Source organism: Streptomyces eurocidicus (assembly GCF_002891295.1).
Taxonomy (GTDB): domain Bacteria; phylum Actinomycetota; class Actinomycetes; order Streptomycetales; family Streptomycetaceae; genus Streptomyces; species Streptomyces eurocidicus.
This window is the reverse complement of record NZ_LGUI01000006.1, coordinates 419,155-441,336: the sequence shown is the minus strand read 5'-3', so window position 1 is coordinate 441,336 and position 22,182 is coordinate 419,155. Positions and strand designations below refer to the sequence as shown.

Annotated in this window: 20 protein-coding genes and 1 pseudogene; 10 read left to right on the top strand and 11 right to left on the bottom strand. The window is 72.8% G+C overall.

Going from position 1 to position 22,182, the window contains the following annotated elements; genetic code table 11:
- The gene (locus tag AF335_RS21200; RefSeq protein ID WP_146045593.1) at window positions 1-2,817 is read left to right on the top strand and encodes a pyridoxal-dependent decarboxylase; all 2,817 of its coding nucleotides are present in this window, start codon (window positions 1-3) and stop codon (window positions 2,815-2,817) included.
- Between the two features lie 55 nt (window positions 2,818-2,872).
- Here the strand turns inward: AF335_RS21200 and AF335_RS21195 are convergent, their stop codons facing one another.
- The 3 genes from AF335_RS21195 to AF335_RS21185 all read right to left on the bottom strand — a co-directional run bounded on the left by AF335_RS21195 (window position 2,873) and on the right by AF335_RS21185 (window position 5,069).
- Window positions 2,873-3,283 carry a hypothetical protein gene (locus AF335_RS21195; protein WP_146045592.1) on the bottom strand — a complete coding sequence of 137 codons (411 nt, stop codon included), beginning with the start codon at window positions 3,281-3,283 and terminating at the stop codon, window positions 2,873-2,875.
- 315 nt (window positions 3,284-3,598) lie between these two features.
- The gene (locus tag AF335_RS21190) at window positions 3,599-4,822 is read right to left on the bottom strand and encodes a beta-ketoacyl-[acyl-carrier-protein] synthase family protein (protein WP_102919998.1); all 1,224 of its coding nucleotides are present in this window, start codon (window positions 4,820-4,822) and stop codon (window positions 3,599-3,601) included.
- Window positions 4,809-5,069, bottom strand: a complete 261-nt coding sequence (locus AF335_RS21185) for an acyl carrier protein (RefSeq protein WP_102919997.1) — start codon at window positions 5,067-5,069, stop codon at window positions 4,809-4,811. The genes AF335_RS21190 and AF335_RS21185 overlap by 14 nt, the downstream gene beginning before the upstream one ends.
- 567 nt (window positions 5,070-5,636) lie before the next feature.
- On the opposite strand from AF335_RS21185, the gene AF335_RS21180 reads away from it, so the two are divergent.
- Together AF335_RS21180 and AF335_RS21175 are read left to right on the top strand one after the other, a co-directional pair.
- Entirely contained in the window at window positions 5,637-7,133 is a 1,497-nt protein-coding gene (locus AF335_RS21180) for a condensation domain-containing protein (protein ID WP_102919996.1), read from the top strand.
- Entirely contained in the window at window positions 7,130-8,719 is a 1,590-nt protein-coding gene (locus AF335_RS21175; protein WP_102919995.1) for an MFS transporter, read from the top strand. Before AF335_RS21180 ends, AF335_RS21175 begins: the two co-directional genes overlap by 4 nt.
- A 93-nt stretch (window positions 8,720-8,812) precedes the next feature.
- Here AF335_RS21175 and AF335_RS21170 read toward each other — a convergent pair whose 3' ends face one another.
- Window positions 8,813-9,235 carry a cysteine/serine endopeptidase inhibitor gene (locus AF335_RS21170; RefSeq protein WP_102919994.1) on the bottom strand — a complete coding sequence of 141 codons (423 nt, stop codon included), beginning with the start codon at window positions 9,233-9,235 and terminating at the stop codon, window positions 8,813-8,815.
- Between the two features lie 384 nt (window positions 9,236-9,619).
- Here AF335_RS21170 and AF335_RS21165 point away from each other — a divergent pair, with 384 nt between their 5' ends.
- The 3 genes from AF335_RS21165 to AF335_RS21155 all read left to right on the top strand — a co-directional run bounded on the left by AF335_RS21165 (window position 9,620) and on the right by AF335_RS21155 (window position 12,226).
- On the top strand, window positions 9,620-10,513 hold the full coding sequence (locus AF335_RS21165) for a glycoside hydrolase family 19 protein (RefSeq protein ID WP_184743346.1): 894 nt from the start codon (window positions 9,620-9,622) through the stop codon (window positions 10,511-10,513).
- A gap of 85 nt (window positions 10,514-10,598) precedes the next feature.
- On the top strand, window positions 10,599-10,988 hold the full coding sequence (locus tag AF335_RS21160; protein ID WP_146045591.1) for a hypothetical protein: 390 nt from the start codon (window positions 10,599-10,601) through the stop codon (window positions 10,986-10,988).
- A 173-nt stretch (window positions 10,989-11,161) separates the two neighbouring features.
- Window positions 11,162-12,226 carry a class I SAM-dependent methyltransferase gene (locus AF335_RS21155; RefSeq protein WP_102919992.1) on the top strand — a complete coding sequence of 355 codons (1,065 nt, stop codon included), beginning with the start codon at window positions 11,162-11,164 and terminating at the stop codon, window positions 12,224-12,226.
- Between the two features lie 47 nt (window positions 12,227-12,273).
- Here AF335_RS21155 and AF335_RS21150 read toward each other — a convergent pair whose 3' ends face one another.
- The 3 genes from AF335_RS21150 to AF335_RS21140 form a co-directional block, all read right to left on the bottom strand.
- Entirely contained in the window at window positions 12,274-13,146 is an 873-nt protein-coding gene (locus tag AF335_RS21150) for a lysozyme (RefSeq protein WP_102919991.1), read from the bottom strand.
- Window positions 13,147-13,279: 133 nt separating this feature from the next.
- The gene (locus AF335_RS21145; protein ID WP_244927114.1) at window positions 13,280-13,720 is read right to left on the bottom strand and encodes a DJ-1/PfpI family protein; all 441 of its coding nucleotides are present in this window, start codon (window positions 13,718-13,720) and stop codon (window positions 13,280-13,282) included.
- A 109-nt stretch (window positions 13,721-13,829) separates the two neighbouring features.
- Window positions 13,830-14,231, bottom strand: coding sequence for a hypothetical protein (locus AF335_RS21140; RefSeq protein ID WP_102919989.1), 402 nt, complete (start codon window positions 14,229-14,231; stop codon window positions 13,830-13,832).
- A 453-nt stretch (window positions 14,232-14,684) separates the two neighbouring features.
- Between AF335_RS21140 and AF335_RS21135 the strand changes: the two genes are divergently transcribed.
- Together AF335_RS21135 and AF335_RS21130 are read left to right on the top strand one after the other, a co-directional pair.
- Window positions 14,685-15,905: an FAD-dependent monooxygenase gene (locus AF335_RS21135; protein WP_228773188.1), complete on the top strand. Its 1,221-nt coding sequence runs from the start codon at window positions 14,685-14,687 to the stop codon at window positions 15,903-15,905.
- 254 nt (window positions 15,906-16,159) lie between these two features.
- Window positions 16,160-16,558: a hypothetical protein gene (locus tag AF335_RS21130; protein WP_146045590.1), complete on the top strand. Its 399-nt coding sequence runs from the start codon at window positions 16,160-16,162 to the stop codon at window positions 16,556-16,558.
- Window positions 16,559-16,667: 109 nt separating this feature from the next.
- On the opposite strand, the gene AF335_RS21125 is transcribed toward AF335_RS21130, so the two are convergent.
- Window positions 16,668-17,561 (bottom strand): alpha/beta hydrolase, encoded by an 894-nt coding sequence (locus AF335_RS21125; RefSeq protein ID WP_102919986.1) that lies wholly within the window; start codon window positions 17,559-17,561, stop codon window positions 16,668-16,670.
- A 177-nt stretch (window positions 17,562-17,738) separates the two neighbouring features.
- Window positions 17,739-18,032, bottom strand: a pseudogene (locus tag AF335_RS21120) (NAD-dependent epimerase/dehydratase family protein); the annotation flags it as partial.
- Between the two features lie 220 nt (window positions 18,033-18,252).
- On the opposite strand from AF335_RS21120, the gene AF335_RS21115 reads away from it, so the two are divergent.
- Window positions 18,253-19,092, top strand: coding sequence for a maleylpyruvate isomerase N-terminal domain-containing protein (locus tag AF335_RS21115; protein WP_102919985.1), 840 nt, complete (start codon window positions 18,253-18,255; stop codon window positions 19,090-19,092).
- Window positions 19,093-19,209: 117 nt separating this feature from the next.
- Window positions 19,210-20,373, top strand: a complete 1,164-nt coding sequence (locus AF335_RS21110; protein WP_102919984.1) for an AAA family ATPase — start codon at window positions 19,210-19,212, stop codon at window positions 20,371-20,373.
- Window positions 20,374-20,489: 116 nt separating this feature from the next.
- Here AF335_RS21110 and AF335_RS21105 read toward each other — a convergent pair whose 3' ends face one another.
- Together AF335_RS21105 and AF335_RS21100 are read right to left on the bottom strand one after the other, a co-directional pair.
- Entirely contained in the window at window positions 20,490-21,881 is a 1,392-nt protein-coding gene (locus AF335_RS21105) for an amidase (protein ID WP_102919983.1), read from the bottom strand.
- On the bottom strand, window positions 21,868-22,092 hold the full coding sequence (locus AF335_RS21100) for a hypothetical protein (RefSeq protein ID WP_102919982.1): 225 nt from the start codon (window positions 22,090-22,092) through the stop codon (window positions 21,868-21,870). Before AF335_RS21100 ends, AF335_RS21105 begins: the two co-directional genes overlap by 14 nt.
- Window positions 22,093-22,182 lie beyond the last annotated feature (90 nt).

Sequence of the window (22,182 nt, the reverse complement as noted above, 5' to 3'; positions counted from 1 at the left end):
GTGAGCCCCGCCCCGCGGACCGCGGGGGACATCGAGGGCGTCGATGTACGGACCGGTCTGCGGCTCCTGGCCGGACTGGTCGACGAGGTCGTGTGGCTCGACCACTGCCCCGCCGTGAGCGCCTCGTTCGTGCCGGCGCCCGCCTGGCTCCGGCACGAACCGGTCTCCGCCTGGCAGCCCTTGCCGGAACCCCCGCCCGGCCGGCGGCCGGGCCCGCCCGCTCCACGCCGTGTCTGCGTGTCCTTCGCTCCCGAGCACGGGGACAACGCCCGTACCTGGGCCCGTACGCACGGCTGTCGGTTGCTGGCCCCGGACGCCGGCGTCACGGCGTGGGCCGCCGACAAGATCAGCGCCACCCGGCTGTTCGCCGAAGCCGGCGTCCCCGTCCCGCCCTTCCTGGTGATTCCCGCGACGGGCCGCGAGCCGGCGGAGGCGTACTGGAACGGCCGGTGGCCGCGTGCCGTCGCCCAGCGGGCGGCGAACAACCTCATCGGGCGCGGGACCGCCCTCGTCGACGGGGTGCCGGGCCTGCGGGCGTGCCTGGAAGCCTGGCCGGACGAACCCGTCAAGCTCAGCCGTTTCGCTCCCGGGATCTCCCTGACCGTCACCGCGTGCGCCGGGCCCGATCGGACCGTCGTCTCGGCGGTCTCCCACCAGCTCGTCGGGCTGCCCGAGCTGGGCGCCTCCTGGGGCGCGCACTGCGGCAACCAGCTCGTCGGCCCGGACGACCTGCCCGAGGGGCTGCACGGACAGGCCCGAGCGGCCGCGTACCACGTGGGCGAGGTCCTGCGGGGGCGCGGCTTCCGCGGTGTCTTCGGCCTGGACCTGGTGGAGGAGGGCGGCCGGCTGTGCGCGGTCGAGGTCAATCCGCGCTTCCAGACGGTGGTGTCCCTGGTCCAGGCCGCCGAGAGCGCGGCAGGCCTGCTGCCGAGCCTGGGCCTGCACGTCCTGTCCTTCCTCCTGCCCGCCCTGCCCCCTCCGGTGGCCGGACCGCCGCCGCCCGGCCCGCGCCACAGTCAGCTCGTGGTGCATGCCCGTACGGACACCGTGGTGCGCCACCCGCGCCCGACGGGGCGCTACCGCAGGGACGGACACGCGGTGACGGGGCCGCTTCCCGGGCCGCCCGTGGTGTCCCGGCTGGCCGACGACGAGGCCCTGTGGTGGGCCGTCGCCCGCTCCGGGCCGGTCACCGCGGGCCAGGAGCTGGCGCTCGTCCAGTTCCCGCGGCCGGTCGCGGAGCCGCTGCCCCGCCCGCGGCTGCGGCCCGGCGCCTCGGCCTGGATCGGCGCCCTCGCCGTAGGCGCCGAAGACGCCGTAGACGCCGAGGAGGACGACCGGAACACCGAGCGGGAAGACGACCGGCGCGCCGGTGCCGAGCCGCCCCCACTGCGGCTGGACGAGCGGCGGATGCGCGAGGCGGGACACCACGCCGTCGAACTCGTCATCGACCGGATGACCACCCCCGGCTCCCGGCCGCCCTGCCACGCCCCCTCACCCGGCGCTCTCCGGGCCGCCCTCGACGAGCCCCTCCCCGAGCACGGCACCCGTGACCTGCCCGGCCTCCTCGACCAGGTCACCGAGCGGGCACTCGCCGAGGCGACCCGGCTGGACCACCCGCGCTGCTTCGCCTTCGTGCCCTCCACCGGCAACTTCCCGGCCGTCCTCGCCGACGCGCTGGCCTCCGCGTACCTCTCCGTCCCCGGCGCCTGGCTCGTCGGGGCGGGCCCCACCCAGATCGAACTGACCACCCTGCGCTGGCTCAAGGCGTTCCTGGGCCTCCCGGACGGCCATGGCGGACTGTTCGTCAGCGGCGGGTCCATGGCCAACCTCACCTGCCTGGCCGTCGCCCGCGACCACCGGCTCGACGGCCTCCCGCGGCCACCCGCCCGGCTGTACTGCTCCTCCCAGGCCCACCCCTCCGTCGCCCAGGCGGCGCACCTCCTGGGCCTCGCCCGCGAACAGCTCACCGTCCTGCCCCCGGACGCCGACCTGCGCCTGGACACCGCCGCCCTGGCCGAACGCGTCGGCCGCGACCGCCGTGCGGGGCTGCGCCCCTTCGCCGTCGTCGCCACGCTGGGCACCACCGGCACCGGGGCCGTCGACCCGCTCGACCGCGTGGCCGACCTGTGCCAGGAGGAAGACATGTGGCTGCACATCGACGGCGCCCACGGCGCGGCCGTCACCGCCACCCCACGCGGCCGGCACCTGCGGAACGCCCTCGGCCGGGCCGACTCCCTCACCGTCGACCCGCACAAATGGCTGTTCCAGCCCTACGAGATCGGCTGTGTCCTGCTACGGAGGCCCGAACTGCTCCCGGAGACCTTCGGCGTGGCGCGCCACTCCCTGGACCAGGGGTATCTCCGGCCGGCCCATCCGGCCGCCCCGGCGAGCGAGGAGGTCAACCTCTCCGACTACGGTCCGCAGCAGAGCCGCGGTCTGCGCGCCCTGAAGCTCTGGCTCTCCCTGAAGACCTTCGGCGCCGGGGCCTTTCGCCGGGCCATCGAGCGGGGAGCGGACCTCGCCGAGTACGCCGCCGGACTCGTCGAGGCCCACCCCGAGCTGGAGCTGGTCACACCACCCGGCCTCGCCATCCTCACCTTCCGCTACCGGCACCGGGACGCGCCCGCGACATGGGACGCCGGCACGGCGCAGGCGTACATCAGCCGGAGGGTGTGCGCCGACGGCGGCGCCGTCCTCCTCACCACCACGGTGCGCGGAGCCACCGTGCTGCGCATGTGCACTATCAATCCCACCAGCACCCGTGCCGATGTCGCGTACGTGCTGGAGCTGGTCACCCGCTACGGCCGCGACACCTGACACGACGTCTGCCGCGACGGCCGGCCCGGCGCCGCCCCTCAGCACGGCCTCGCGGTCAGAGGATCACCAGCGTCGACGGTCCGGTGATCAGCTCCACTCCGCGCTTCGACGCGCACCTCAGCGGATCGAGCGTGACCTGAAGCCCCGGGGAGGCGACCGTACGTCCCTCGAACCTCCCCTCCACCACCCGGCCCATGACCAGGACGACCGCCTGCCCGGCCACCTGCTGTACGTTCCCCAAGTGGTACACGACCGTCGTCCGCTCCCCGGTGTTCCACGTGACCCGCTCGACGGTGGTCGCGTCGGAGAAGAAACAGCCGTTCCGCCCGCCGCCGTCGATCGAGGACGTCCCCGACCGCAGCGCCGGGTCCGTGGAAAGGCATGTGTACGCACCACTGCCGCCGATCAGCGTCCGCCGCGCCGCCAGTGACAGACCGGGCGAGAACGAAACGGTGTTGCTCCCCACGCAGTTCACGGCAGCGCGCGACTCATGTGCCGACTCATGTGCCGACGCGTCAGGTGCCATGTGCACCAGCGCGGCCAGCGACGCCGCCACCACGCACCCGAGCCTTCTGCCCCACGAGAACCTTCCACCCATGCCTGTCCGACCCCTCCCACAAGACCACCCCGCACCGACGGCGACATCCTCCCGCCCCGGCCCGGGCCATGTCCCGTGGCACGGCACGGAATCCGGCGACCGACGGCAGCACGGTGTCACGCGCGGGCGCGGGGAGCCGCCGACGCGCCCGGCACCACCGCGCCCTGATGGACGGGCCGATGCTCAGGGAGCCGTGAGCAGCAGGACCGCGTTCTGCCCGCCGAAACCGAAGGAGAAGCTCAGGGCGGTGTCCGAGTGGACGGGGCGTGGGTCTCCGGCGACGATGTCGAGCTTGTGATCCGTGTCCTGGTCCTGGAAGTTCGCCACCGGAGGCACCGTCCGGTGGCGGAGCGCGAGGACGGTGTAGGCGGCCTCGATCGCCCCGGCCGCACCGAGGGAATGACCGATGACGCCCTTGGGGGCGGTGACCGGTGGCATGAGGTCCCCGAAGACCCGGGAGAGGGCCGCCGCCTCCAGCGCGTCGTTCCTGGGGGTGGAGGTGCCGTGCGCGTTGATGTGCCCGATGTCCTTCGGCCGGCACCCGGCGTCCTCGAGAGCGGCGGCGATGGCTTGCAGTACGCCCCGGCCCTCGGGGTGCGGGGAGATGGGGTGGTGCGCGTCGGCACTGGCCCCGTAGCCGCGCAGCAGGGCCTGCACCGGTGCCCGGCGGGCCCGCGCGGTGGACAGCCGTTCCAGTACGAGGACGGCGGCGCCCTCGCCGAGGACGAAACCGTCACGCGCCGCGTCGAACGGCCGGCTGGCGAGGTCCGGTCGGTCCCGGCGCCGGGACAGCGCCCGCATCCGCGCGAAGCACGCGGAGGCGATGCGGGTCCGTGCCCCCTCGGCGCCGCCCGTCAGCACGATGTCGCACACGCCCGAGCGCAGCAGGTCCCGCGCGACCCCGATCGCGGTGGCGCCCGAGGCGCATGCCGTGGAGACGGTGAAATTCGGTCCCTGTGCCCCCAGGTCGAGCGCCACCTCCCCCGCCGCCATGTTGGGCAGGCTGCGCGGCAGCGCGAGCGGGGAGACACGCTCCGGCTCTCCCGCGTGGAGGTGCCGGAAGACGGATTCGTACGTACTCATGCTGGTGCTGCCGACGCCCAGCACGACCCCGACCCGCTCCCCTCGCCAGGTGCGCGGCTCGAGGCCGGCGTCGGTGATCGCCTGCCGGGCGGCGACCACGGCGAACTGTGCGAAGGGGTCCAGGCGTTGTGCGAGCCGGCCGAGCTCCGCCTCGGCGTCGAAGTCCACGACCCGGCAGGAGAAGTCGACGGGCAGCCCTGCCAGGAGGGGGTCGGTGGCGGCCGTCGAGCGGCCCCGGCACAAGGTCGCCCAGTTCGCCTCGGTGGTGTGCCCTGCCGGAGTCACCAGGCCCAGCCCGGTGATCGCGACGTCAGGTCGCCTCATCGAACACCTTCGCCGCCTCGCCGAGGGTGGTGGACGGGGTGAGGTCCAGGGCGTCGTCGGGCAGGACGACCCCGAACACCTCCTCGGCCGCCACCATGAGTTCCATCAAGGCCAGTGAGTCGATGTCGAGGCTCTCCAGGGTCGTCGCGGCCGAGAGCCCGTCGGGAGGTACCGGAATTCTCAGGTGGTCGGTCAGCAGGGAGACGAAATTCTCGGGAAGCGCGGACTGGTCCAAGGGACTCGTCATGCCAACAGCTCCTGTTCTCTCACGGGGACGGAGGGAGGCCCTTGCTCGTGTTCATCCGTGCGTACAGGGCACGGGGCCGGTGCGTTCCTGATCCTGTCCGCCGGCCGGGCCGGGCAGCACCGTCGGGCACTCGAAGTGGCGACTGGGCGGGGTGTCCTCGGTGAAGAGGCCGACGACCAGCGCGTCCCGCACGGTCCCGGGCCGGCCCGGCAAGAGCTCGAAACCAGGCTCAGCACACCTGTCGTGCTATCGCTTTGTGTTTCATGCGCAACGCAAGTATGTCGCTGAGGGAACGTCTGTATGCGTCCTGCCGACGGGAGTTGGGGCGCGGGAAGGAGCGGCCGGAGGCGCGGACGCGGTTACGGGAACGCCCGCGCGCCGCCAGGAGGGTCTTGTGGTTGCCGTTCGGGATATGCATGTGCGCGGCCCGGGCGGCAGACCGCGTCCGCCGCCCTTGAGGGGCCGGCCATGTCCCTCGTTCGGGTGGTTACACGCGGATATGTAGACCACACGGCGTAACCCGGAGGGCGACGGGGAGGCTCGTCCGAAGCCCCATGGGAGGTGCCGATGCCCGGTTCCAGAGGTGTGACTCCATACGCTCCCGGCCCGAAGGACGGCCCCGGCGACGAAGGCCGCACAGCGCGCACCGGCCCGCGCGTACTGCCGCTGACCGCGGCGCAACGCAAGATATGGCTCGCCGAGCGGGACGCGTCCGGTGCCCACGAGGCGTACCGGATCAGCCAGTGCGTGCACATACACGGACCGGTCGACACAGGGCTGTTCGAAGCGGCGATGAGACAGGTCCTCGCCGAGGCCGACACGCTGCGCGTGCGCATCGTCGACACCCCGGACGGTCCCGTGCAGGAGATACACCCGGCGGCCGACGGCGCTTGGGCGTGTGTCGATGTCAGCGGTGACCCCGACCCGCACGGCGCGGCGCGTCACTGGATCGCGGCGGACATGGCCGCACCGGTCGACCCGGCACGCGGACCGCTCTTCCGGTGCGCACTGATCGGGCTGCGGGCGGACCACTGGCTGTGCTACCTCAGCGCCCACCACATGGTGGCGGACGGCCTCAGCCTCTTCCTGATCACGCGCCGGTTCACACAGGTGTACACGCTGCTGGCGGCCGGCGAGCCGGTGGGCGCGTCCCCGTTCGGATCGCTGGCGGACCTGGTGAAAGCCGACCTGGACTACCGGTCCTCACCGCAGTACGCCGCCGATGGCGCCTATTGGAAGCGGACGTTCGGCGATCCGCCGGACCCGGCACCGCTGCCCGTCCGCCCGGCCGTCGCAGACGTGCGGGAAGACGACGCGCGGGAGGAGGCGGACAGCGGGTACCTGGCCCAGCAGGCCCTGTGTGTGAGCGGGGAGCGTCCACTCGCATGCCCGGAGACCCTCCACAAGGCGGCCCGCCTCGCCGGGGTCGCGCGGTCACGGTTCGTCTACGCCGCGGCGGCGGTGTACGCGCACCGGCTGACGGAGGCACCGGAGGTGGTGCTCGGCCTGGCCGTCGCCGGCCGCCCGCGGCGCCGGCTCCTGACCACCCCGGGCGTGCTCCACAACATCGTGCCCTTGCGCCTCAGGGTCCGCTCGGGCATGCCGCTGGCCGAACTGCTCACCCAGGTCGACCGCACGATGAACCAGGCGGTGGCCCATCAGCGCTACCCCGGTGAGGATCTGGCCCGTGACCTGGGCCTGCCCGGCAGCATCGCCTCCTGGTTCTCGCTGGTCGTCAACGTCATGCCGGTCGGTCGCCCCCTCAGCATGGCCGGTAGCCCCTGCACCGTTTCCGGCGTCCACCTCGCCGCCGGCCGGCCGGCCCGCCTGAAGCTTCTCGTTCTGGACCGGCGCGACGGCGCCGGGCCACGGCTGGACGTACAGGGCGCCCGCGAGCGGTACTCCCGAGCCGGCCTGATGAGCCATCAACAACAGTTGCTGCTCCTGATCGACGCCATGACCGCCGCCGATCCGGGCCGGTGCGTCGGCTCCTTCGGCCCGCCGGCGGTAGGTGGGCGAACGCGGTCGCCGGAAGCCGGTGCCGGAGACCGGGCGCGGCCGTGACCGCCGGCCACGCCGCCGGAACCGTCCCGGAGGAAAGGGCGACGAGCCCCGGGCGCGGCAACGTCACCCTGGCGGTGGTCTCCACCGCCGCGTTCATGGCCATGCTGGACAACCTGGCCGTCACCAACGCGCTGCCCGGCATGGGGGAGAACCTCGGCCTGGGTATCAGCGGACTCCAGTGGGTCGTGGCGTCGTACACCCTCGTCCTCGCCGCGACCCTGTTGTCCGCGGGGGCGGTCGGAGACCGGCTGGGGCAGCGCTGGGCCTTCCTCTCCGGGCTGCTCGGCTTTATGGCGGGCTCCGCCCTCAGTTCCCTGGCGACCACCCTGGCCGCGATGGTGACCGGGCGCATCGTGCAGGGGCTGGGCGCCGCCGTGCTGCTGCCGGCCGGTACGGCACTGCTGCGCCACACCTACCCCGACGCCTCCGCACGGGCCCGCGCCCTCGGCGTACGGGGTGCGGTCGGTGGGCTCGGGGTGGCGCTGGGCCCGGCGTTCGGCGGTCTGCTGACGCAGGCCCTGGGCTGGCGCAGCGTGATGTGGATCAACTTGCCCATCGGCGCGGTGGCGCTGGTGGCCGCCTGGCGGGTGCTGCCGTGCCCGCCCACCGCACCCGCGCGGTGGGATCCCGCCGGGCAGGCGCTGGCGGTCACCGGGCTCGGCAGCCTTGTGTACGGTCTGATGCAGGGGCCCGTCGACGGCTGGAGCGCACCGGGCACGGCGGCCGCCCTCACGGTGGCGGCCCTGGCGCTGCCCGCCTTCGCGCTCGTGGAGACGCGTGTGCCCCGGCCCCTGCTGGACCCCGGGCTCTTCCGCGACCGGGAGTGCCGTGCCGTCACCTGGTCCTGCTTCTCCTCCAGCGCGGGGCTCTTCGGCGGCATCTTCTTCCTGAGCCTCTTCCTGCAGAACGTCCTGGGCTGGTCGCCCGCCGGGGCCGGGGTGGTGTTCCTGTCGGCCTCGGCGTTCATCGTGCTCGCTTCGCCCGTCGCCGCGGCGCTCACGGTCCGCTTCGGCGTGGGCGTCCCGCTGTCACTGGGCCTGGCGCTCGATGCCCTGGCACTGGCCGGGCTGAGCTGCTTCGGCCGACATGCCTCCTTCGCGGACTACTGGTGGCTGCTGCCCGTCCTCGGCGCCGGAACGGGGCTGCTCTTCGTGCCGGCCACCATCACGCTGGTCGACCGCGCCCCTCCGGCCCATGCCGGCGCGGCCTCGGCGGTGGTCGACACCCTGCGGGAGGTGGGCGGCGTCGTCGGTGTGGCCGCGCTCGGCGCCGTGCTGACCGCACATATGCGTGGCGCTCTCCGTGACCGGGTCGTACGAGCCGGTTTCCCGCGGGACGCGACGGAACACCTGGTACGGAACGCCGTCGCCGACGGCCCGGCGCACCGGCTTCCAGGTGCCGGCGCTTCCCGGATCACCGTCTGGGCCCAGGAGTCCTTCGCCGACGGCCTCCATCTGGCCCTGCGCTGCGGGGCTCTGATCCTGACCGGCACGCTCGTGCTCGTCCTGGTCCTGCTGAGCCGCCGGCATGGATGCCGGACCCGGCGCGAGGTGCCACGAACGACCATCGGCCGACCGGATGGATGAGATGCGGTCGGGCATGCGGGAAGAGGTGCCCTGTGGATCGTGAACCCACGGGGCACAGGGCTGGGCGGTCCCCAGGGTCGGCGTACGAAGGGGTCAGCGCACGAACTTCCAGGTGATGCCGTTGACCACGCCCCGGTCGAGCGGTGCCAGTTTCTGGAAGGCCGGCCGGCCGAGGTCGATGTGGGTGCGGTCGCACGAGAGACACTTGTCCCTGACCGGCACCCTGATGGTCTTGCCGTTGTAGCTGACCTCGATCGATATGCCCTTGCAGAGCGGGTCGTTGTTGGGATTGGCGGACGTCCACCACGAGGGCGAGACCGCGACCAGGTCCTGGGAGTCCGCGTCGATGGGCGTCCCGCAGGCGCCGTATCCCTTGTCGGTGTAATACGTCATCTTTCCGTTCATCGGCTGGCCGATCGGAACGTCGGCGGCCGCCGGTCCCGCGGCGACGGCGATTCCGGTGGCCGCGGCGGCCAGGACGACGGCCATGGAGCGCGCAGCTCTGTTTCCACGCATGGTTTCTCCTCGTTCATGGGGTAATGGCGGGCGGGCGGATACTCCACGGGTCCATGGAGCGCACCCGCCCCGGAAACCGGCGGCACGGAGCCGTCACGGCTCGCCGGTCAGGAAGTCGAAGGACAGCGGCATTTCTTCGGCACGCGTCCGGCTTTCGGTCCATGAGTGCCATGCGGGACGAAGCCGACGCAAGCCCCCTCAGCCACAGTTGTCCGGAATCGGTTGCCAAATGCGCCGGGTTTGGCCGCCCATGGGGTATGTCGTTGACAACTAAGTTGAAGGGTTATTCACTGCGCAAGGACGACGGCCGGGATCTTCCCGCCGGCCCGTCGCGCTTTCAGCGAGCGAGTATCACCTCAGTGTTCCGACCCGACAGGAGCCGCCGTGAGAAGAAATCGCTTCGTCACCCTGCTGCCGGCCGTACTGGCTCTGGTCGGTGCGGCCGTCCTCGTACCGTCCGGCACGGCGACGGCCGCCGGCCCGTGCGACAGCGCGGCCGGCTGGACGGCCGGCACCTGGTATCCGGCGGGCACGGTCGTCCGGTACACGGACGGCAAGTATTACGTCGCCGAGCACGACAATCCCGGCTACGACCCGCTCATCAGCACGTGGTACTGGGACCCGTACACCTGTCAGGGCGGCGGGGACCCGGGGACCGGAAGGTTCCCCGTGACGGAGGCCCAGTTCCAGCAGATGTTCCCGGGCCGGAACCCCTTCTACACGTACAACGGGCTGATCGCGGCGCTGGCCGCGTACCCGGGATTCGCCAACACCGGCAGCGACCAGGTGAAGCGGCAGGAGGCCGCGGCCTTCCTGGCCAATGTCGACCACGAGACCGGTGGCCTGGTCCACATCGTGGAGCAGAACACGGCCAACTATCCCCACTACTGCGACCGGAACCAGCCCTACGGTTGCCCGGCCGGTCAGGCCGCCTATTACGGCCGGGGCCCGCTCCAGCTCAGCTGGAACTTCAATTACAAGGCGGCGGGCGACGCCCTCGGGATCAACCTGCTGAACAATCCTTCGCTCGTCCAGACCGACGCGGCCGTCTCCTGGAAGACCGCCCTGTGGTACTGGAACACCCAGCGCGGCCCCGGCACCATGACGCCGCACGACGCGATGGTCAACGGCCGTGGATTCGGGGAGACCATCCGCAGCATCAACGGCGCCGCGGAGTGCGCCGGCCGCAACCCCGCCCAGGTGCAGAGCCGGGTGAACAGCTACCAGCGATTCGCTCAGATGGTGGGCGCGGCGCCGGGCGGCAACCTCTACTGCTGAGACCCGGAGCCTCCGGGCGTCTTCCCGATTGAGTCTAACTCCCCGTCAGCGGCTAGGCTTTGGCTGTTCTTGGGAAGGGGCGCCGGTGGGCACCAGATTTACTGAAGTGGACGAATCGCGGCAAGGTGAGCCGGGTGTACGGAAGGGAGGTCGAACATTGACGGTGGGAGACCAGTCCGTCACCCAGGCGACATGGGTCAAGGTCGAAGCCTACGACGACCTCGATCCGACCGTGACCGAGGACGTCCATCCGCACACGTTCGCGGTCCCCGGTATGGAAGTGCGGGCCGGGGCCGCGAAGGACGACGAGGACGGCAGCAGCGAATTCGAAACCAGGCTTATCCCATCTGTCCAGTATTACCGGATCGAGCTCGGGCCCGACTCGCTGAACAAGCTTCATGACGCGCTCAAGCCCTTCATCGCGGCCGCGCAGGAATGCGAGCCGCCGAAGGGCCGTAAGTCACGCGCCAAGTAGCCCGTAATGCCCCCTCCCGCGAGGGGGCATTGCCGTATTGCGGACGGCGGGGCCCGCAGCCGCCTGTCACGGCAGGCCGTACGCCTTCCGGTACCCCGGCCGGGAAGCCGGCACACGACTCCGCACCTCGAAGAAGTCACCGCCACCACACGACAGGGAGAACCTGGAACACCATGAACCGGACCCAGCAGGTCGCCCGGCTCCGCGGTGACTACCAGCGCGAACTCGCCCTCGGAACGGAACGCTTCCACGCGCCGAGACGCACCACGTGCCCCTGGTGCGGCTCCTCCCGGCTCCGCACCCGGCTCCGCACCGTCGACCTGCTCCAGCACAAGCCCGGCGCCTTCGTGCTCGACCAGTGCCGCGACTGCGCCCACTCCTTCCAGAACCCCCGGCTCACTCCCGAAGGGCTGGCCTTCTACTACCGGGACTACTACGACGGCCTGGGAGCCGAAAAAGCGGAATGGTTCTTCAAGCTCCAGGGCAACCGCCGGCGGTACCTGGCCAGTGCCCGCGCCCTCCGCCCGTTCGGCACCCCCCGCCGCTGGCTGGACGTCGGCACCGGGCACGGGCACTTCCCCGAGGCGGCCAGGAAGGTCCATACCACCACCGTCTTCGACGGCATCGACATCAGCGAAGGCGTGACGGAGGCCAAGCGCCGCGGCCGGATCGACGAGGCGCACCGCGGCCTCCTCCCCGACCTCGCCCCCGGGCTGGCGGGCAGGTACGACGCGGTGAGCCTGTTCCACTGCCTGGAGCACACCCCCGATCCGCGCGCGGAGCTGACCGCCGCGAAGAGCGTCCTCGCCCCCGGCGGCCACCTGATCATCGAGGTCCCGGACCCCGAGAGCCGGATGAGCGGGCTCCTGGGCCGCTGGTGGCTGCCGTACTTACAGCCCCAGCACCTGCACTTCATCCCGTTCGCCAACCTCCGCCGCGAACTGGAATCCCTCGGCTGCACCGTCGTCGCCGTCGAACGGCACGAACCGCACCACCCGGTCGACCTCGTCGCCGCGGCCGTCCTCATGGTCGGCCACGCGCTGCCGCCCGCCGACGAGCCCTGGCACGCCGGGCCGCCCAGCGGTCTCCAGCGAATGGCCCGCACGGCCCTGTTCGGGGCGTCGCTCCCCCTGCTGGCCGGTGCGTACGGCCTGGACGAGCTGCTCGCGCCCGTCCTCAGCCGCACCGGGTTCTCCAACGCCTACCGGATCGTGGCGCGCAACGGAAGCGCGGCCTGACCCCGGTCGTCGTCCACCGCGCGGCGTGCGGGCGGGACGCGGTCCGGTCAGCCGTAGGCGAGGGACTCCAGCCTGTTGTAGGAGCCGTTGAACCGGTCGTGGTCGCCCACGGTGGGCCCCTTGTCCGTGTGCTGCCAGAAGGTGTAGAAGCCCCAGCCGTTCGGGAGCTCACCGGAGGAGGAGCCGTAGCGCGGCAGCCACAGCGGGTTGTACCTGCCGAATCCGCCGTAGTTGCCGGTGCACTTCTTCCACCACGTGGTCGAGGTGTAGATCACCGCGTCGCGGTCGGTGTGGTCCCGGTAGGCGTCGAGGAAGTCCTCGATCCAGTCGATCATCCGGCCCGTGCTCAGCCCGTAGCAGGTGCTGCCGTACGGGTTGTACTCCATGTCGAGCACGCCCGGCAGCGTCCAGCCGTCGTCCGTCCAGCCACCGCCGTGGCGGACGAAGTAGTCGGCCTGCGCACCGCCGCTGGAACTGCCCGGCAGCGCGAAGTGGTACGCGCCCCGGATCATGCCCGCGTCGTACGAGCCGTTGTACTGCTGGGCGAAGTAGGGGTTGGTGTAGCCGGTGCCCTCGGTCGCCTTGGCGTAGGCGAACCTGACGCCGCTGTTCCGGAGCCTGGACCAGGAGACGTTGCCGTTGTGACTGCTGACGTCCACGCCTGAGACCGAGGAGCCCGCCAGGGCGGCGTCGGGCAGTGAGGGGCCCCTGGCGGCCGGGTCGCGTTCGCCTTCGTGGGCGAGGACGGTCGAGCCCATCCAGTCCCGCTCGGGATGGGCCGGACGGCTGTGGTCCCCGTCTATCGCGGCGGCGGTTCCGGGGAGGGCGACCAGCAGGGTGAGCGCGGTCAGCAGGGAGAGCAGAACGGCCGCCGTGGTGGGGGGATGCGGGCGGGCGGGGCCGTAGTGGTGCTGGGGCATGAGGTGCCTCCGAGGCCATGGTGGGGGTGCCGGCGGAATCCAACGGTCACCGCACGGCACGGGGCCCCACGCTGTACTGCCACGCTCACACCTGGGCCCCGGCAGCGCACGAGGTGGCGGGCAGCCGGATGACCTATGGGGGTGAACCCGTACCGGTACGGAGCCGGTGCGGTGCTTCAGGGGGCGTGACGGCCGGTCGTGGCGACCGAAGCCCACGGTTCCCCCGCGGTCCTCCGGCGCGACGGCCCCACCGGGTACCGCGGACGGCCCCGCCCGTGGTGCGGTACCCGTGACTCCGCCCTAGTGTCGGACCCGGTGCCGCTCTCCCGGCCGTCGCGCTGATTCCGGCGGCGGACAGGAGCTGGGCGCCGGTGCACACAGAGGCGATCGTCAGCCCCGGTCGCACGGCGTCGGTCAGCGCCTTGGGCAGCGCGCCGCGACGGATCTCCTCCTGTACGCCGTCGTGACCGCCGGGTACGAGGAGGACGTCGGCCGACTCCGGTGACCACCCGCGATCCACCACGATCTTCGAGCCGTGGGCGGCCCTGACGGTCCGAGGCCCTTCGAGCGCCACGTATGCCGTGTCGGCGAAGCCCGGGCGCCGGACCCCCGCCAGCCCGAAGACCTCGTACGGGCCCGGACGACGAAGCCCCTCTCCTGCCGACAGGAGAGGGGCGCGAGAGCTACTTCTTCCGGCGCTTGCGGGGCGCGGGCACGGTCGGCGCCTCCGTCTCACGGCCGGCGGCGAAGAAGGGCGCCATCATCTCTTCGTACTGCTTCAGGGATTCGGCGCCCAGGTCGACCTCGAGCCACTTGGGCACCTGGATCTCCTTGAGCTCCGTGACCGGGGAGCCGTCCTCGTCGACCTCGCCCGTCAGGTCCTCCATCTCCTCGGCCACCGTCACGGCGAACTTGACCGTGGTCAGGTTCTCGGTCACCTCGGGGGCGAGGTCGTCGAAGTCGATCCGCTGGACGAAAATCGGCGTCGTCATCGTCTGACCGCCGACCTCGATCGTCTTTACCCCTTCTTCCACGCCGGGCTGGCCCTTGCGGGATTCGTCTACCTCAATGAATTTGGTGCCCATGGACGGCGCCTCTCCTTTTTGCTTGGTGTGTGCGTAAAGTCTAGGGCAGCAAGGGGTGTTGACGCCAATTCAGATATGGGTTCGGCGCGGGGGAAACGAATCGCCTTAAGTCGGTCGCTTTTCTCGATAAGCGTGCGGATGCTCACCCTTTGGTGAAATCGCGCGTCAGTGCAGGGTGCGCCGAAGGGGAGCCGACGAGACGGATCGCAGGTCATCGCCGTGCGCCTGTGCGTCGTCCGGCCACGGGGGAACGACGAAGGCGAGGAGCCAAGCCGCTCCTCGCCACTCTCAACTTATAGCGCACCAGGGGGCTTGCGGCAAGGCCCCGGCCGTGCGGCAGAATCCCCGGCCATGGCCGGAACCCGACACCCGGTGCGACGGTGCGGGGCTGCGCTCCGCCGTACCGCGCGGAGCGGCCGGACGAAATTCAGTCTCGTTTGAATGGGCGTTTTGATGATTGACGTGGTCGTGGTCGGCCCCGTCGGCTTGAGGCCGGAGCGGGTGGACACCGCGCACCCGTACGGCCTCGCCATCCCGCAGGCGGTCACCGAGCGGCTGCTCACCGAGCGCGCCGTCGAGCTCGGCGCCGAGATCCGGCGCGGCGCCGAACTGGTCGGGCTGAGCCAGGACGAGGACGGGGTGACCGCCGAGCCGGCCGACGGCACCCGGCTGCGCTCGCGCTACCTCGTCGGCTGCGACGGCGGCCGCAGCCCGGTGCGCAAACTGCTCGGCGTCGGCTTCGCCGGTGACCCGGCCAGGACCGAGACGCTGCTGGGCGAGGTCGAGGTGACCGTGTCCCCGACGGCCCTGGCCGCCGTGACGGCCGGGATCCGTGAGACCCGCGTACGGTTCGGTGCCATACCCATGGGGGACGGGGTGTACCGCGTCATCGTGCCCGCCGAAGGGGTGTCCGAGGACCGCGCGACCGCGCCGACGCTCGACGAGTTCAAGCGGCGGCTGAGGGAGTTCGCCGGCACCGACTTCGGCGCGCACTCGCCGCGCTGGCTGTCCCGGGTCGGTGACGCCAACCGGCAGGCCGAGCGCTACCGCGTCGGCCGGGTGCTGCTGGCCGGCGACGCGGCGCACATCCACCCGCCGACCGCCGGGCAGGGGCTCGACCTCGGCGTCCAGGACGCGTTCAACCTCGGCTGGAAACTGGCCGCCGAGGTCAACGGCTGGGCGCCCGAAGGGCTGCTGGACAGCTACCACACCGAGCGTCACCCGGAGGGCGCGCGGGTGCTCGCCGGCACCCGCGCGCAGGGCGTGCTGCTCGCCGACGACCCGGGTGCGAAGGCGTTACGGGAGCTGTTCTCGAAGCTGCTGGACTTCGAGGAGGTGAACCGCTACGTGACCGAGATGATCACCGCGGCCGGGGTCCGCTACGACCTCGGCGAGGGCCATGAACTGCTCGGCCGGCGGCTGCGGGACGTACGGCTGAGGCAGGGGCGCCTCTACGAGCGGATGCACGGCGTCCGCGGGCTGTTGCTGGACCGGACCGGCCGGCTCTCGGTGACGGGCTGGGCGGACCGCGTCGACCACGTCGTCGACGGCGGCGAGGAACTGGGCGTACCCGCGGTGCTGCTACGCCCGGACGGCCATGTGGCGTGGGTCGGCGAGGACCAGGACGACCTGCTCGGCCGGATGCGACGGTGGTTCGGCGCCCCCGCCGTCTGAGCACGCGGCCGGGGCCCGGACGGGGAACGCCCCGGCGGTACGGGTGTTCCCCGGCTCCCGGCCGCCTCCCTCGTCCTGTGCGGACGGGGCCCTGTCCGGCGGTCGGTCGTCGTGGTCGCCGGCCGGCGGGCGCCACCCACAAGGGGGGTCTTCCCGCTGAACCCGCCCGCCTCCCGGATGCCGGGGGGAGGCTGGTGCGGTCCGTCCCCGCCCGGCACGCGGTACGGGGAGGCTGGAGCACAGAGGGGTAATCGGTGAAAGCAGTCAGGTGTCTTGTCGCTCCGCTCGCCGCGGCGATGGTGCTGACGACGGGGTACGGCTCCGTCGCGGTGCCCGCCAAGCGCGTCACGCTCACGAACCCCGACAGCGGGAGATCCGTCGAGGCGTCCGTCGGTGACTCCATCGAGGTGCGCCTGACCGGTTACCGCGACGGCGTGCGCGTGTACACGTGGGACGTCCCGCAGCCCAGCGACTCCGCGGTGCTCCGGCGGACGGCGGGCGGCACGACGCCGAGCGGCGGCGCCTCCGCGGTGTTCCACGTGCAGCGCAGCGGTGTCGCGAGGATCAACGTCGTCCGCAAGTGCCACCCCGACCCCGGGCACATCTGCCCCCTGATCATCGTGCCGTGGAAGGCCACGATCGGAGTGAAGTGAGCCGCCGCCCCCGGCGCATCACCGCCGGGGGCACCGGCCGCGCCGGGCTCAGTGGCCGACGAAGGTGAGGCTGGTCGCGTCGCGCTCCATGTCAATCGAGTGCGATCCGTCAGCACCCGGGGGAGCCGTCGACCGGGGCGCCGAGCAGGCGTTCCGTCTCGGTGACGATGATGCCGGGCTCGGTCGTGGGGACCATGTGGTCGGCCCGCGGCGCGGGGACGTGCCGTCCGCGCGGCGACTGCCGTGCCCGGTGGGCGTGGGACGCGTTCACGGACTTCCGGGCTTCCGCGCTCATGCCGGGGGTGGGCAGGGTCGCGGAGATGACCGTGAGGGGGATGTCGCCGAGTGCCGGCGGGTGGTCGAGCAGGGCGCGCAGATCGGCCTCGACGTGGGCCTGTTCCGCGCCCATGGTGCGCACCGCCGCGACGGTGAACGCCTCCGCGCGCATGTCGGCGGCGGCGTCGGCCGGCAGGGCGGCGGTCACCTTGCGGAAGAGGAGGCCGAACAGGCCGAGGCGGGCCAGCAGCAGGGCCGCCCGGTAGCGGACCTTCTCCAGCCTGCGGATGGAGCGGTCGAAGAGCAGGTCGCAGTCCTCGTCCGTGGGGTCGACCAGGACGAGGCCCGCGATCCGCCCGGGCCGGGCCGCCGCGGCGAGGCGGACGACCGGGCCGCCCCAGCTGTGCCCCACCAGCACGAAGGGGCCCGGTCCGAGGTGGTCGAGCAGGTCGTTCAAGTCGTCGGCGAGCCGGGGGAGGCGGCGCCGGCCGGACGGGTCGGGGGCGCTGCGGCCGAGCCCGCTGCGGTCGTAGACCACCGTACGGGCCGAGCCGGACACGGCCTGCTGGACGAGTGCCCAGTACGAGCGGGGGGAGCCCAGACCTCCCTCGAACACCACGGTCGCCCGCGCGCCCCCGGCGGGCCCCGGCCGTTCCATGAAGAACAGCTCGCGACCGTCCCGCGTCCGGGCGGTGCCGGGGGTTCCCTGGCTGTGCTGTCGCTGCATGATGACCGTCCTCAGAAGCGGATCCGGCAGGCCGTTTGACCGAAGTAGACTTAGGGTAGCCTAAGTTTGGCTGGTCGGTGCGGTCGGTCGGACCCGGGCCCGTGACGGTCGCGACGCCGGGCCCGGGAGGGTGGCCCTACCTCCGGGTCCTACCTCCGTGGTGACCGCCAGCTCGCACGCCGCCCGCTCGCGCCACCAGTCCACCGTCGCCGCGATCTGCTCGTCGACGGGGGTGGCCCGTACCGTGAACTCGGCCTCGTAGGCGCCGGAGTCCATGACGAACGGGCGGTCGAACTGGTAGCGGATCTCCTTCAGTTCGCGGATCAGCGGGGAGAAGACCGCCGCCACCGCCAGCGCGGCCGACGGCAGCGCGCGCACCGCGACCGGCCCCGTGCCCGACCGGGCGGCGAGGCGGCCGACCATCTCCCGGGTGGACAGCGCGGGCTCCGTCGGGACGTGCCAGGCCCGACCTGGTGACGACCCGTACCGTATGACCCCGCCCGGCCGGCAGCCGGGCGGTGGCCGCCCCGGCGGGACCGAATCCCACCACCACATAAAGACTCACGCGCGCACACTGGCGCGAGTGCGCGGTGCCCTTGTGACGGGTAGTCGCAGGTCAACGGCGTACGATCGCCGGTCCGGCCGGTCGGCCGCCCGCTTCGGGACACGCCCCCTCGCTACCTTGGTCGCCATGAACCCTTCGAGCCCCGGAAGCGTACGTGACCGTTACGAGCGCCACTGCGCCGAAGTCGTCCACCAGACCGGCCTGTTGAGGCGGCACCTCTCCGGCGCGGACCCGGCGTCGCCCGTGCCCTCCTGCCCGGGCTGGGACCTCGGCCGGCTGCTGCGGCACCTCGGCGCCACCCACCGCTGGGCCGGGACCGTCGTACGGACTCGCGCCACGCGGCCCGTACCCGACACCGAGGTCGACCACCCGCCGGAGCGCCCCGGCGAGGGCGCCGCCGAGCTCGGTGCCTGGCTCGCCGAGGGTGCCGAGCGGCTCGCCGGAGCGCTGCGCACGGCGGGGCCCGACGCTCCGATGTGGACCGCCGGACCGGGCGGGACGTCCGGCTTCTGGGCCCGCCGCATGGCGTACGAGACGGTCGTGCACCGCGCCGACGCGGCCCTGACCGTGGGCGCGGAGTTCACCGTCGGCGCGGAGGTCGCGCTGGACGCGCTCGACGAGTGGATGGAGTTCGGCGTGCTGCCGGAGGCCGTGGACCCGGGGTCCGGGAAGCCCGGACTGCGGGCGCCCGGCCGCGTCCTCCGCTTCCACGCCACGGACGCCCCGGCCCACACGCCGGGGGAGTGGCTGATCGACCTCACCGGAGCCGCCGCGACCTGGCGCCGCACGGCCCGCCCCGCCGGGGCCGGGGCGGACGCCGTGGCGTCCGCGCGCGGCCCGCTGGCCGACCTGCTCCTGTTCGTGTACCGGCGGCCCGTCCCCGCCGGGCGCGTCGAGGTCACCGGCGACGCGCCGCTGCTCGACCGCTGGCGGCGGCGGGCGGGCTTCTGGCTGGAGGCGGATTGAGCCCCGGGCGACCCCGTACCCCGGGCGCGGGCAGTCGGCGGCCTCGCCCGGGGTGCGATGTCAGACCCTCTTGGCAGACTGGCGGGAAGATCCACCGCAAGGTACCGAGAGGCCCGGATGCTCACCACCCTCGCCGTCGAGAACTACCGATCCCTGCGCCACCTGGTCGTTCCGCTCGGCCGGCTCAACGTCGTCACCGGCGCCAACGGCACCGGCAAGTCCAGTCTCTACCGGGCGCTGCGGCTGCTCGCCGACTCGGCCCGGGGCGGCGCCGTCGCGGCGCTGGCCCGCGAGGGCGGGCTGCCCTCGACGCTGTGGGCCGGTGAGCGGAAGGGTTCGGGCCGTGCGGCGCCCGTCGGCCTCCGCCTCGGCTTCGCCGGCGACGAGTTCGGCTACGCGGTCGACTTCGGGCATCCGGTCCCGACCGCCGGTGACTCGGGGGCGCCGTCCATGTTCAACCTCGACCCGGAGATCAAGCGGGAGTGCACCTGGGCCGGGCCCGTGCTCCGGCCGGCCGCCCTGCTCTCCGACCGCTCCGGCCCCGCCGTGCGCACCCGCACCGCGAGCGGCACCTGGCACAGCACCGTGAACAACGTCCGGCCCTACGACAGCATGCTCGGCGAGCTCGCCGACCCGCAGCTCGCCCCCGACCTGCTGCGGCTGCGCGAGCACCTGCGGTCCTGGCGGTTCTACGACCATGTGCGCACCGACGCGCGGGCACCCGCCCGCGGCGCCCGGATCGGCACCCGCACCCCCGTGCTCGCCCACGACGGCGCGGACCTCGCGGCCGCGCTCCAGACGATCCGCGAGATCGGCGACCACGACGCCCTGGACGCGGCCGTGGACGCGGCGTTCCCCGGCAGCAGGGTGGAGATCGTCAGCGAGGGCGGCCGGTTCGAGCTGCGGTTGCGTCAGCAGGGGCTGCTGCGTCCGCTCGGCGCGGCCGAGCTCTCCGACGGCACGCTGCGCTATCTGCTGTGGACGGCGGCGCTGCTCACCCCGCGCCCGCCCGCGCTCCTCGTCCTCAACGAACCGGAGTCCAGCCTCCACCCGGACCTGCTGCTCCCGCTGGCCGAGCTCGTCCTCACCGCGAACCGGGACACCCAGATCGTCGTGGTCACGCACGCGCCGGAGCTGGCCGCCGCCCTCGCCCGCGGGGCCCGGCACCACCGGCTCGACGTCAACTCCATAACGCTGGTCAAGGACGGCTCCGGACAGACCGAGGTGGCGGGCCGCGAGAGCCTTCTGGACGAGCCGCTGTGGTACTGGCCCAAGCGCTGACATGACGGGCGGGCCGGCCCTCTTCGGCGCTCCTCGGCGCTCTTCGCCGGACGGAGGGCCGCCGCGCCGGGGCCGTGACGGCTCCGGCCGGGCCCGGGGCGGTAGGAGGGTGTCCGCTACGCGGCCGGGGCCATGGCGCCCGCGGTGCCGGCCAGCTCGTAGGCGTGCCCCGCGCGCAGCACCGTGGCCTCGCCGAACGGCCGTCCCATGAGCTGCATGCCGATCGGCATCCCCGCCGAGTCCCGGCCGACCGGGACGGTCAGCGCGGGCACACCCGTGATGTCGGCCGGTGCCGACAGCCGTACGTACGCGTCGGAGACGCTCTCCACCTCGCCGTCGGCCCAGGTCACGGTGGGCCGACCGGCCTTCACGGCGGTGAGCGGAGTGGTCGGTGCGGCGATCACGTCGACCGTGTCCAGCATCTCCCGCCACGCCTGCCGCATGAGGGTGCGGGCGCGCTGGGCCCTGATGTAGTCCCCGGCGGACATCAGCTCGCCCGCCTCCAGGAGGACGCGGACGTCCGCCCCGTACAGATCGGGCACCGCGCGCAGCGTCCGCTCGTGATAGGCGGTGGCCTCGGGAACCATCAGGCCCCACTGCGTCGCCTGGACGTAGCGCGCCATCGGGATCTCGACCTCGACGAGGCGGGCGCCGAGCTCCTCCAGCCGCTCGATCGCCCGGCGGACGGCGGCCTCGACCTCGGGGTCCACCCGGTCGAAGTAGTAGTTGCCCGGTACGCCGACCCGAAGCCCCGTCAGATCCGTGCCGGGGGCCGGCCGGTAGTCCACGGCCGGGGCCGCGACGGACGCGGGATCGCGCGGGTCGTGCCCGACCAGGGCGGCCAGCACCAGCGCCGAGTCCTCCACCGTGCGGGTGAGCGGGCCCACGTGGTCCAGCGACCAGGCCAGCGAGGTCACGCCGTACCGGGGCACCAGTCCGTACGTCGGCTTCAGCCCGACGACCCCGTTGAGCGCGGCGGGCACCCGGATCGACCCGCCGGTGTCGGTCCCCAGCGCGAAGGCGGCCGCTCCCGCGGCCACGGCGACGGCCGAACCGCCGCTGGAGCCGCCGGCCACCCGCTCCACGTCCCAGGCGTTGCCCGTCTGCGGGGTGGTCAGGCCGTAGGCGAACTCGTGCGTGTGGGTCTTGCCGACGAACGCGACGCCGGCGGCGGCGAGCCGCGCGGCGACCGTGCTGTCCGTCCGCGCGCGATGGCCCGCCCGTACCCGGGAGCTCGCCGTGGTGGCCATGCCGGCCACGTCGATAAGGTCCTTGAGCCCGGCGGGTATGCCGTGCAGGGGCCCCCGGAGCGCGCCGCGGGCGATCTCGGCCTCGGCCTTTCGCGCGGCCCGTCGCGCGGGGCCCGCCGTCACCGCGGCGAAGGCCCGCAGGCGCGGTTCGACCCGCTCGACGCGCTCCAGCACCGAGTCCACCAGCTCGACCGGTGAGAGACGCCGGGTGCGCACGGCCTCGGCCGCGTCGGCCACGGTCAGTTCATAGGGCCGCATCGTGCTGCTCCCCTCCCGCGCGGTACGCGGCGGACGGCGGTGTGTCGCCGAAGTCCAGCTCGCGCAGGAGCGAGACGACGGAATGGATGTGGCCGGCGGTCGTCGCCACTTCCGTGTGGCGGTCCTCGGCCAGCGGCAGCCCGGATCGCGCGGCCCAGCGGGCGGCTTCGGACGGGGTGAGGTCTGACGGTGTGAGGTCTGCGGCGGACATGTACTGCCCTTCCTTCCGCGTTAAAGCTAACGGCTTGCGTTAGTCCGACGGTAGGGCCTATCGTCGCTTAAAGCAAACCAGTTGCTTTTG